Below are 10,545 nucleotides of genomic sequence, written 5' to 3' on the forward strand. Positions count from 1 at the left end.
TCAAACTATTTCAACTTGTCAAAGTGATAGGTGTGTACCCGCGCCAGGCCCGGGAAACTCTGCTGACGCAGGGCCTCATAGATGACAATGGCAGCACTGTTGGAGAGGTTGAGGGCCCGGATGTTGTTGTCGTTTTGCGGGATCCGGATAGCATTCTCCGGATAGCGCCGCATGAATTGCTCGGGCAAGCCAGTCGTCTCCTTGCCGAATAGGAAGTAATGGTCCCCCTTACTGGTGTAATCCACATCGGTGTAGTCGCGGCTGGCAAACTTAGAAACCAGGTACAGCTTGCTGATGTCAGGCACGCTTTCCACAAACTGCTGGAGGTCATCATGGTAGGTGATCTTGACCTTGTCCCAGTAGTCCAGGCCGGCCCGCTTCATATGCTTGTCATCGGTCGAGAAGCCCAGCGGTTTGATCAGGTGCAGTTCCGTGTTGGTTCCCGCGCAGGTCCGGGCAATGTTACCCGTGTTGGCAGGAAACAGCGGTTCAAACAATACAATATGGTTGGTCATAACTAAAAACTCCTCAGAAAAATAAAAAAAGCAGGGTCTCGGTGTGGGCACGGCGAAACGCTGCTTTAATGAAGTACTCTTTAGCAGTTACCAACGAATCTGTTCGATGTCAACTGCTAAACGATTTCTCATATGATACTTTAGCACTATTTTGTCGTTTATGCAAACATTTTATTAAGATTTTCTAGTAATTAATAAACTGACGTCAACCGTCACTTGGTGGAACGCCGCAAGCTCCGCCGGGGTCAGCTGCTTGGCACCCCGGCCCCAGTGCAATGGTGTCATCTCAACCAGGGCCGCTTGCAACCCGTCCGGGATCGAAAACTGGTAGCGAACCCGCTGCGTCTGGCAATTCGGGTAATGCTTGGCAAACAACTCCTTAACCCGGGAATTATCATAACTGGCATGTTGGTCTTCATCGTCGTACAACAGCTGACGCAGCTCCCCTAGGTAGTCGGCATTGGGAATCACCTTGACCAGTGTCCCACCCGGAGCCAGCACCCGGTTGAATTCCGCGTAGTCCGACGGCGAGAATAGCTCGACGATGGCGTCAAACGAGTGATCGTTAAACGGCAGCTGCCGCAGGTCCGCCACACAGAAGAAGGCCTCCATTGCCAGTTGCGTCGCCAGCGTCACCCCCGCCTTGGAGATATCAAAACCCACCAGGCAGTCGTCCAGGCCCGGTCGCAATGATGCCAGCTGGTAAAGCGGCGTTCCCTCACCCGTCCCCACGTCCAGAATCTTCAGCGGCCGGTTCGGCAAAGCCTTCGCAATCGCTTGGATGATCGGTTGAAACAGACCGGCCGTCAGGAGCTGGCGCCGGGCCAGGAACATCTCCCGACCGTATTCCGTGTCGGCCGCCCCATTCAGGAAGTGCAGGTAGCCGTGCTTGTTGAAATCGATCCGGTGACCCTGCCGGCAGATGATGCTGTTCCCCTGCAGTTCAGTAAATGGTTCATGGCAGGTCGGGCACCGAAAGAGGTCCAGGTGTCGACTGACAAACTGCCGCTGTTTTTCTATCTTCTTCACATCGATCCGTCCTTTTTAATTTTTCTTAACATTAATAGTTTACCATAGTCATAATTTTGCTATTATATAAGTAAGCATTTTCAAAGGAGGCTCTTACAGTGGAAGAGAATTTTTTAATTGGAACTTATACTAAGAAGGACAGTAAGGGAATCTATGCCGTCACCTTAGACGATGATGCCGGCAAGCTCTCCAACGTCCGGCTGGCCATCCCATCACAGAAGCCGGCCTACCTGCAAGTTGGCAGCAACGACCGGGTTTACGCTATCAAGCAGATCGATGACCAGGGTGGGGTTGCATCCTACTCCCTTAAGGACGACAACGCCAAGATGCTCAGCAAGATCCTGGCCGCTGGTGCCCCACCGGCATACGTTGGTCTCGACCGTGAACGCCACCTGCTCTACAGTGCCAACTACCACACGGCCAAGGTGGACGTCTTCCGGATCAACGAAGACGGCACCCTGACGCAGACCGATTCCGTTACCCACCAAGGGGCTACCGGTCCCCGGCCAGAACAGGAAGCACCACACGTTCACTTTGCTGACCTGACCCCTGACAAGCGGCTGGTTGTTTGTGATCTCGGAATGGACCTGATCGTGGTCTACGACGTTTCTGCTGATGGCAAGCTGACGGCTGTTTCCCGTTACAAGTGTGAAGACGGCTTTGGCACTCGACACATCGCCTTCCACCCGAATGGCAAGTACGCTTACGTGCTCGGTGAACTGAGCAGCAAGCTGGAAGTCCTGAAGTACAACGCCAACGACGCCAGCTTCAACCACGTCCAGACAATCAAGACCATCCCGGATGACTGGACGGCTCACAACGGGGCTGCTGCCATTCGCTTCTCCAGCGATGGTAAGTTCATCTACACTTCTAACCGGGGTGAGAACACGATCGCAGTCTTCGCTGTTCAACCAGACTTCACCGTCAAGCACATTCAGTCCATCTCCACTGAGGGTGACTTTCCACGGGACTTCAACCTCAGTAAGGAAGAGTCCTACCTGTTGGCCTCCAACCAGAATTCTGACAACCTGACCCTCTACAAGCGCGATGCTAACACTGGTAAGCTGGAACTTCTCCAAAAGGATGTTGCCTGCCCAGAACCAGTCTGCGTTATGAAGTGGAAGTAATTTAGAAATTATCTGACGTTCTCTCAAACATCATTACACCCATTATGGTGATGGGCAAACTAAAAGGTCGATGGCAAATGCCACCGACCTTTTTCTATCTATTGTTCTCTCAAGTTAAGTGCCGTAATAGCCGCTCTTATATCTTCCGGCAAAGGCGCCGTCACGGTGATGTAGTCCTGCATAAACGGACTGTAGAACTGCAGCCAGTAGCAATGAAGGGCCTGGCGGGCAATCAGTGCTGAGGGCTGATTATACATTTCATCCCCAAACAGGGGGTGGCCCAGGTAGGTAAAGTGCACTCGGATCTGGTGGGTCCGTCCCGTATGCAGACGGATCTTCACCAGGCTTCCCTGCTCATTGGTGTCCTGGGTCCAATACTCAGTCACCGAGGGCTTGCCGGCCCGGCCAACCATCCGCTGAACGAACGATTCCGGATCCCGCATAATTGACGCATCGATGTAGCCGTGCTGGGCTGCAAGCCGTCCTTGCACCAAGGCTAGGTAGTTCTTCTTAACCAGGTGGCGTTTCAATTGCCGGTCCAGGACGGCGTGGGCAAAGCGGTGCTTGGGGAAGATTACCAGGCCGCTGGTATCCTTATCCAGCCGAGTCGCCACATGGATCACCTGGTTCTCGTACCCCTGCTGTTGGTAGTAGTACTTAACCCGGTTGACCAGGCTATCGGGTACCGCCACATGGTGGGCCGGCACAGTGGCTACCCCCGCCGGTTTGTTTAAAACCAGGAAGTCACGGTCCTCATAGACGATCTGGATGGGTGCCGGGTAGGCTTCCACATGTTCGTTCCCGGTTTCGGCTGGCAGCACCAGGGTGAAGGTATCACCGGGGTGGACCATATCAACTGCCCACTTTTCCTCACCGTTGATCAGCATTTTACCGCCGTGGTAGATCGCTACCTTCAGCAGGGAGCTGGTTACCCCTTCCATCCTGAGAGCCGAGCGCAGGCGCCGGGGCACCTGGTGCTGGTATTTCCACGTAAACTCCATTACCGGGTCCCACCGATGAAGGAATCCTTGACCCGGTTCCAGAAATTATTGTGCCGGTAACGGGCGAAGTTGATCTTCTTATCCGAAACCTGGTAGGCCAGCTCCATCAGATAGCGCTGGCCCTTCTTGTTCTTCAGCATAACCTGGTCACGATCGCAGGTCATCACGTGCCCGTTAACGTCCCGCAGGCGCAGCATCAGCTTGGTATCAGCACCGAAGATGATTGGAGAACCCAGGGTCCGGAAAACCCGGTTGTTGAGCGAGGCCATTTCGGCCAGCTGAAAGCCGACACTGTGCGGGTCCATGATTGCACCGCCAACTGACTTGTTGTAGGCCGTCGAGCCGGTCGGCGTTGAGATGCATAGACCATCGCCTCGGAAGTTTTCGAACAGCTGGTTATTGATGTAGACATCACACACCATCGTCTTGGTGATGTTGCGGATCGTCGACTCGTTCAGGGCCACGAAACTGTCGACCACCCCATCTGAGTAGACGGCCTTCATGTCAAGCAGGGGGTAGGAAACCGACTGCCCGCTGTCCTTGACCAGGCTGTCGACCAGGTCATCGATTTCAAAGTTCCGCCAGTCGGTGTAGAAACCGAGATGACCGGTATGGATCCCTACGAAGCGGACCCGATCCAACTGCTTTTGGTAGTGATGAAAGGCCGACAGGAGGGTTCCGTCGCCGCCAATGGTGACAACAACCTCAGGCTTCTCCTGATCATACACCAGCCCGGCCTTATCCATCTCGGCCCGCAGGAGCTTGGTAACCCGCTGGGATTCAGCCGTTTCGTTATTATAAATCGCTACTCTCATTGTTTGTGCTATCCTCCTTGTCCTGTCTATCATCTTTCTTCAGCGGCTGCGCGGTCCGCTGGGAGAAGAGGGTCTGTGCCTCTTTGATTTCTTCACGAATCTCTGACATTTCGTTGTCCAGCCGGAAAGCTGCCTCGGCCGCCCGCTGCAACCGGGCAGACAGCTCTTCTGGAAAAACTCCTTGGTACTTGTAATTCAGGGAGTGTTCGATCGTGGCCCAGAAATTCATGGCCAGGGTCCGCACCTGAATCTCGGCCAGGATCTTCTTTTCCCCAGTCACGAGTTGAACCGGGTATTCGATGACGATGTGGTAGGACCGGTAACCGCTGGGCTTAACGTTGGTTACATAGTCCCGTTCCTCCAGGATGGTCATATCGCTGCGCTGCCGCAACAGGTCAACCACCACGTAAATATCCTCGACGAACTGGCACATGATCCGCAGACCGGCGATGTCCTGCATATCCTGCTCCAGCCGGTCCTCTTGGACATGCCGGCGAACCATCTTTTCCTTGATGCTATCGACGGGCTTGACCCGCCCGGTGACGAATTCGATTGGCGAATGTTCACCCTGTTCCTGATACTGCTTGCGCATCCCCCGCAGTTTTACCTTTAATTCATTGACGGCCTGTTGATATGGCAATAGGAAGTGCTGCCAATTTTCAATCATTATCAAAGCCTCCTGTTAAATCTGAATATTATTTTAGCATACTTTAATGGCCTGGTGGGTCCAATGCAGTTTACTTTACAAGCGGCCCTTTTTTTGCCACAATTGAAAATGTTTACAAAAGAAATTAAAGTTACTATCAATTGGAGGAGCAGTCGATGCTTGAGATTCATTTGTTTGTCAACCCCTTGGGGATGCGTTGTTTCCGCTGTGAAAATGACGTTTTACGGGTAGATCATGAATTGAATACCAAAATTAATTACCAGTTTGTCCCGCTGTTCAACATGCAGACGATCACGGATACAATGCGGCTGTACGGCCTCAGCAGTTGTGATCTGAAGGTTCGCCAGCACGTTGCCGACACCATCTTCCAGGTGATCTTGGATTACAAGGCCGCCCTCTTCCAGGGACGCAAGCGGGGCCGGTGTTACTTGCTGCGGCTCCAAGACGCGATGGTCAGGGGCCAAGCCGATTACTCCCAGCAGCTCGTTGAACAAGTTGCCCAGCAGGCGAAGCTCGACCTGGAGATGTTCATGGAGGACCGCCGTTCCAAGCTCGCCCACCAGGCCTTTCAGGAGGACCAGCAGATGGCCGCCGAGTTGGGCGTTACCCAGACAGCGACCGCGGTGGTTTTCGATACCGACCAGACAGACTACGGGTACCTGATTGCGGATTTTGACTACGAAACCCTCATCCAGGCCTTCCGGGAAAACAAGCTCGACCACCAGCAGAGTGCGGCCCAGTTTGCGGCTCAATTCCACCGACCGTCTTTGAAAATCATTCAAAAATGAATAAAAAGTGACCAGGATTTTCCTGGTCACTTTTTTAATTTCTTAATATTGGAGCTTCGCCTTGCCAAACGCAATCTTGACGAGCTTGCCAAGCAGGGCCGTGGCCTCCTTCATCGCAATCTCCGCCATCTGGTTATTGGCCTGGGTCAATTGCACTTTCGGATCATCCCCACTCACTTGGTGGTCGGTGGTGCGTTGCAGCTGCCGCGTGGCTGCAACCACTTTTTGCTCATACGCTTCAACCAGCGGCCGGGCCTGTGCATAATGCTGATCACCGATTGCAGCGATGGTATGCGTCAGCCAGTACATGTTGCCAGAAGCGTAATCAGCCGGGGTGTCACGGTAGCTGGCCGGGGTATCGTTGACATTCGCATAAAACGGCACCACCGTGTTGAAGGCGTTGGGGCCAAATGCCAGCCAGTGAACACCGGCAATCGTAGCAGGAACGTTGTTACGGATCTGCAAGATGTGCAACTCCAGGTTCCGGTTGAGGGCAATTGAACGATAAGGAACACTGTCATGCTCGTAAGGATCAAACGGCGTGTTCTGGTAGTGCGAGCTCATCACCTGCTTGATCTCTTCGATCGCCAGTTTGTGCCGCGGGTGGCAGATGAACGGCAGGTCCTGGTCGGTCGGCTGGCCTGCCGGTGCATCACTGAGCTGCTGTTGAACGTACCAGGCCCGTGGATTATTGTAACGGGTGTCGGTAATCGTCTGGCTGCCAAAGATCTGCCGAAGGTTGTAGTGCCCATCGAAGGACGGGTTGAGCTGTTTTTGATCAATCAGTTCCTTCAGGTCGGCTGAACAGGCAGTATCGGCGGCCGCAAAGTCAAAGTCGGCAATGTTCAGCCGGTTCGGCGCAATCACGAAGGCATCATCCGGAATCCGCACCGCGGCCCAGTGGTGGCCGCCGATCGTTTCCAGGTACCAGACCTCATTATGGTCGCCAAACGAGATCGCATTGGACTCATAGGTACCATACTTTTCAAGCAGCTGGCCCAGCCGTTCAACCCCTTCCCGTGCGGTTTTAATGTATGGCAGAACCAGGGTTACGAAATCCTCTTCACCAATTCCGTCAGTAGAATTGAAGGGATCAATTCCCAAGATCCGCGAGTTGGTCGTAATTGTCTCGGTTCCGGTCATCGCTACATTATGCTCGTTGATCCCCCCGGCCGCAAAGACCCCCGCAGAGCTGTCCGCATCCGGGGTGGACGTATAGCCAACCGGGTCATCGGGCAGGTCGATCTTAAAGGCCGTTGTCTTGCTCTCGTAATGACGCGGCTGATCGGCCGCCTTGACGTAAACAAAACGCTGCGGATCAAAGGCGTTGCCGTAGTCCTCCTCACGACAGACGATTGTTGAACCGTCAAGCGTGGCCTTCTTCCCCACCAAGAGTGTCGTACAAGTATGCTTTTCCACTATTTTCATCCCCCTTTTCTTCTATTTTAATGCAATCGCTTACGAAAGCCCACCCCGATTAAGCAGGTTTAGCTTTTCCTGAACATTAGCAAACCACTGCGGATACTTGAAAAGGAGGTAGCCGCCGGGACAGGCAAGCAGGACCCGCCAGCTTAACAGGTCGGCAGTAAAGGCGGCGATCAAACGGCAGTGCATGCCGCTGGCATCAAGACAGCCATAGCCCAGCCAGTGAGCACCGGTAATTCCGCCTACCCAGGCTTGCCAATCTTCATCGGACCAGTAGTGAAAAAGCGGCTGGTTCATGAGGACCTTAACCACTTGAATTCGCCACAGGATTACTGGTTCATCGAGGGTCGGCCAGCTGGGCACGATGTCGTGACAAACCAGGGGACAGGCGGCAAGCGGACAATGCTTCGGCAGGTCGGCAACCAACTGCAGAATAGCTGTCGGATGTTGTCCCCGACCATACTGAAGCGCATTGAGCCGCTGCATTTGGTACCTGGCAATTGCCCTAGGTCCCAATATCGAATGGCGGATAAAGGAACAGCAGGCCAAGTCGCGTTTCACCAGCAACCGGCCTGCTCGTGTATCCCAAAAGAATAATGCGGGCGCACCGCCAACTTCCTGAGTGAACTGGGCCACCTTAGCCGCCTGCAGATGGCGCTTCTGGTAAGGTGCACCAAGCAGCCAGTGATAATGAATGCCGCAGCGGCGGTAACCCGCATTACGCTCCAACAGGCGTTGCAGGCTCAGGGGACTGCATTGAAATTCGATCGCCACCCGTCTGTTCCCGTCGGTCAGCAACAGGTCCGGACGCTGGTTGATCTGGGGCAGGTAGACCTCTAATTCTACCCGGCGCCCCTGCTGCTGATACCATTGCAATAGCTGGCGTTTACCAAGCAGGTGCTCCGGTGTTTCCCCCTCGCCCAGCTGACAGTGGCTGCCCGGACGGTGAGCAAAATGAGCGATCTTGTGCCGCCCCCGCCGCAGAATTACCGGCTCATGGCATCCGGGACACGAGTAGCCGTCCCTGCCGCAGGCTCTTTCAGCTAAAATCAGGTGACCGGCCTTCATCGCAACCAGCACTTTCTTCACCCCCCTACCCCATATATACGCGAGGCAAAAGAAAAAGCACGAGCCAAATTGGTCTCGTGCTTGATGCTAGTTGAAGTAGTGGCGAATAGTGTGCAAAGCTGATACGGCCATCAGCTTTTTGCCATGCTCACTCAGGTATACTGGCGTTACCGCGGTGGGATTCCCGTACTCATGAGCCAGTGCAAGGCTATCCTTGATCAGGCTATCACCATCGACCGGCTGAAAATACTGTAAGGCCAGATAATACTTGCCATTGTATTTATAAAGCTCGCTCACAACATCATCGTCTTCCGCAATCCGGGCAAAGTCAATCAGGTTTTCAAATGAATCGAAAACGACCACCCGCCAGCTGTTCGCCTGGTGCGGCTCCATTGAAGAAGCTTGCGGCGCCTCGACTGGCTGCGGCTGAGCGCTGTCTGCTGACTGTCTCTGCCGCGCTGCTGAGCGGGCCAGATTTTGCTTAATGTAATCAGCGATTTGTTTATTGTTGGCCGCCTGTTCGCTATCAGGATCATTGGGATCACTCTTACTGATAAACAGCTCAAGGCCATTTTCTGTCGGCATTACCTGAAACGTCACCGAATCGTTGTTTTGAAACTGATGATCGGTATCAACTTCACGTAAGATGCTGTAAAAAAAATCCTCGATTTGTTGATGATCACCCAGGAGGTCTAGGATAGTGATCCCACGGGCATTTAAATCATCGTTATTGATTAAGACGCGAATCGTGTTTTTATTAATGTGTTCCATTTCCATTGGCAGCACCCCCTAGATCCGCAATTTAAGTCATTAAATACTATTTTAAAGCCTTTCTCCTAAAAGTAAAGCAAAAGAAAAGAGAAGCAAGCGCTGCTTCTCTTTTTAGATTAAACGAGATTTGCCTTCCGCTGGGCTTCTGCCAATTCGATCGCCCGCACCTTCCGTGGCAAGAAGCGCCGAATTTCGTCTTCGTTGTAACCAACCTGCAGACGCTTATCGTCCATGATGATTGGCCGCCGCAGCAAGCCCGGATTTTCACTGATCAGTGCAAAGAGCTGTTTCATTGGCAACTCATTTAAGTCTAAGTTTAATTTTTTGTAAGCCTTGGATCGCTTAGAAATAATATCCTCAGTTCCATTTTCCGTCATTCGTAAGATATTCTTGATCTCATCAAGTGATAACGGTTCAGAAAAAATATTTCGTTCCTTAAATGGAATATTGTGTTCTTGCAGCCAAGCACGTGCTTTGCGGCAAGAGGTACAACTTGGAGACGTATAGAGAATAACCATTAAATAAAAGCCTCCTTAAACATTAGTAACGACAACATTCATTAATACAACTAATATTATACTATTTTCCAACAGGCGATAAAAGGGATTTTGACAAATTTATTAACTTTTTGTAAGTAAATTTACCTTTATCTGATTATTGCCTACTTAACCCCATCTTTTAAGCCAAACTGTACTATAATAAATAGCGTATACATTGAATTAGGAGGGATCTTCGTGTTAACTAAAGTAAGTTTTACATTTGGCTCACACCAAGTATTAGAAGATATCATTAAAAAGAACCCAGATCGCCAGTTTAAGTTGATGCAAGCATCCACGCACAGTAATAAGCTTGCCCTCTTCGACATCTCAGGACAGGATTCCATCTTCAAGTCACCAGTCGTCCTTACTATCCTGAACGCATCGCCGAATGCTAATATGAACGGGATTCTATATTACCAATCATTCCAGGTTAATGGGGACCGGCAGAACCTGCTTAACAATAGTCTTGATAAGATTGTGGAAGATGCACCAAGCATTGCCAACGGTGTCTTTTTGACCTCTGTCGCTAGTAAGAGCGAAGGGGCAACCCTTGTCCTGCTGACCTCCTGGAATGACTTTGAGGACCTGACTTCTTGGCGTGAAAGCGACTCCTTCAAGTCATTGACCAACTTCACTACCCTTGGATCCGATAACTACTATTATGATGAAATTTACCGGCCAACACGTTAATTCATCACTTTCATCTCTTATGATAAAAAACGGGGTTCTATGATATTCGGTAAGGATAAGATGAATTCTTATCTTTATCGTTTTTTGTTACTTGCTGTACCATTGATTTA

Annotated in this window: 12 protein-coding genes; 3 read left to right on the forward strand and 9 right to left on the reverse strand. The window is 51.8% G+C overall.

The window, feature by feature from the left end; all coding sequences use genetic code 11:
• Positions 1 to 5: 5 nt before the first annotated feature.
• Both trmL and QOS10_RS02930 read right to left on the reverse strand, forming a co-directional pair.
• Entirely contained in the window at positions 6 to 515 is a 510-nt protein-coding gene (trmL, locus tag QOS10_RS02925; RefSeq protein ID WP_283593598.1) for a tRNA (uridine(34)/cytosine(34)/5-carboxymethylaminomethyluridine(34)-2'-O)-methyltransferase TrmL, read from the reverse strand.
• A gap of 174 nt (positions 516 to 689) precedes the next feature.
• Complete coding sequence (locus tag QOS10_RS02930; protein ID WP_283593599.1) at positions 690 to 1,544, reverse strand: methyltransferase domain-containing protein; 855 nt, start codon at positions 1,542 to 1,544, stop codon at positions 690 to 692.
• 98 nt (positions 1,545 to 1,642) lie between these two features.
• Between QOS10_RS02930 and QOS10_RS02935 the strand changes: the two genes are divergently transcribed.
• On the forward strand, positions 1,643 to 2,671 hold the full coding sequence (locus QOS10_RS02935; protein ID WP_283593601.1) for a lactonase family protein: 1,029 nt from the start codon (positions 1,643 to 1,645) through the stop codon (positions 2,669 to 2,671).
• Between the two features lie 98 nt (positions 2,672 to 2,769).
• On the opposite strand, the gene QOS10_RS02940 is transcribed toward QOS10_RS02935, so the two are convergent.
• Genes QOS10_RS02940 through QOS10_RS02950 form a run of 3 tightly spaced genes read right to left on the reverse strand, consistent with a single transcriptional unit; the run spans position 2,770 to position 5,154 of the window.
• A complete protein-coding gene (locus QOS10_RS02940) occupies positions 2,770 to 3,672 on the reverse strand; it encodes an RluA family pseudouridine synthase (RefSeq protein ID WP_283593604.1) in 903 nt (300 codons plus the stop codon).
• Positions 3,672 to 4,487, reverse strand: a complete 816-nt coding sequence (locus QOS10_RS02945) for an NAD kinase (protein ID WP_283593606.1) — start codon at positions 4,485 to 4,487, stop codon at positions 3,672 to 3,674. Before QOS10_RS02945 ends, QOS10_RS02940 begins: the two co-directional genes overlap by 1 nt.
• Positions 4,468 to 5,154 (reverse strand): GTP pyrophosphokinase, encoded by a 687-nt coding sequence (locus QOS10_RS02950; protein ID WP_283593608.1) that lies wholly within the window; start codon positions 5,152 to 5,154, stop codon positions 4,468 to 4,470. The genes QOS10_RS02945 and QOS10_RS02950 overlap by 20 nt, the downstream gene beginning before the upstream one ends.
• A gap of 155 nt (positions 5,155 to 5,309) precedes the next feature.
• On the opposite strand from QOS10_RS02950, the gene QOS10_RS02955 reads away from it, so the two are divergent.
• Positions 5,310 to 5,942, forward strand: coding sequence for a DsbA family protein (locus tag QOS10_RS02955; RefSeq protein ID WP_283593609.1), 633 nt, complete (start codon positions 5,310 to 5,312; stop codon positions 5,940 to 5,942).
• Positions 5,943 to 5,984: 42 nt separating this feature from the next.
• On the opposite strand, the gene QOS10_RS02960 is transcribed toward QOS10_RS02955, so the two are convergent.
• The 4 genes from QOS10_RS02960 to spxA all read right to left on the reverse strand — a co-directional run bounded on the left by QOS10_RS02960 (position 5,985) and on the right by spxA (position 9,724).
• Positions 5,985 to 7,361, reverse strand: coding sequence for a C69 family dipeptidase (locus QOS10_RS02960; protein WP_408621527.1), 1,377 nt, complete (start codon positions 7,359 to 7,361; stop codon positions 5,985 to 5,987).
• 39 nt (positions 7,362 to 7,400) lie between these two features.
• Entirely contained in the window at positions 7,401 to 8,456 is a 1,056-nt protein-coding gene (locus QOS10_RS02965) for a competence protein CoiA (protein WP_283593612.1), read from the reverse strand.
• A 66-nt stretch (positions 8,457 to 8,522) separates the two neighbouring features.
• Positions 8,523 to 9,212, reverse strand: coding sequence for an adaptor protein MecA (locus QOS10_RS02970; RefSeq protein ID WP_283593614.1), 690 nt, complete (start codon positions 9,210 to 9,212; stop codon positions 8,523 to 8,525).
• 110 nt (positions 9,213 to 9,322) lie between these two features.
• Positions 9,323 to 9,724 carry a transcriptional regulator SpxA gene (spxA, locus tag QOS10_RS02975; protein ID WP_283593615.1) on the reverse strand — a complete coding sequence of 134 codons (402 nt, stop codon included), beginning with the start codon at positions 9,722 to 9,724 and terminating at the stop codon, positions 9,323 to 9,325.
• Between the two features lie 216 nt (positions 9,725 to 9,940).
• On the opposite strand from spxA, the gene QOS10_RS02980 reads away from it, so the two are divergent.
• Positions 9,941 to 10,435: a hypothetical protein gene (locus QOS10_RS02980; protein ID WP_283593616.1), complete on the forward strand. Its 495-nt coding sequence runs from the start codon at positions 9,941 to 9,943 to the stop codon at positions 10,433 to 10,435.
• Positions 10,436 to 10,545: the final 110 nt, after the last annotated feature.

Origin of the sequence: Limosilactobacillus galli (assembly GCF_947381495.1) — a bacterium.
GTDB classification, from domain to species: Bacteria; Bacillota; Bacilli; order Lactobacillales; family Lactobacillaceae; genus Limosilactobacillus; species Limosilactobacillus galli.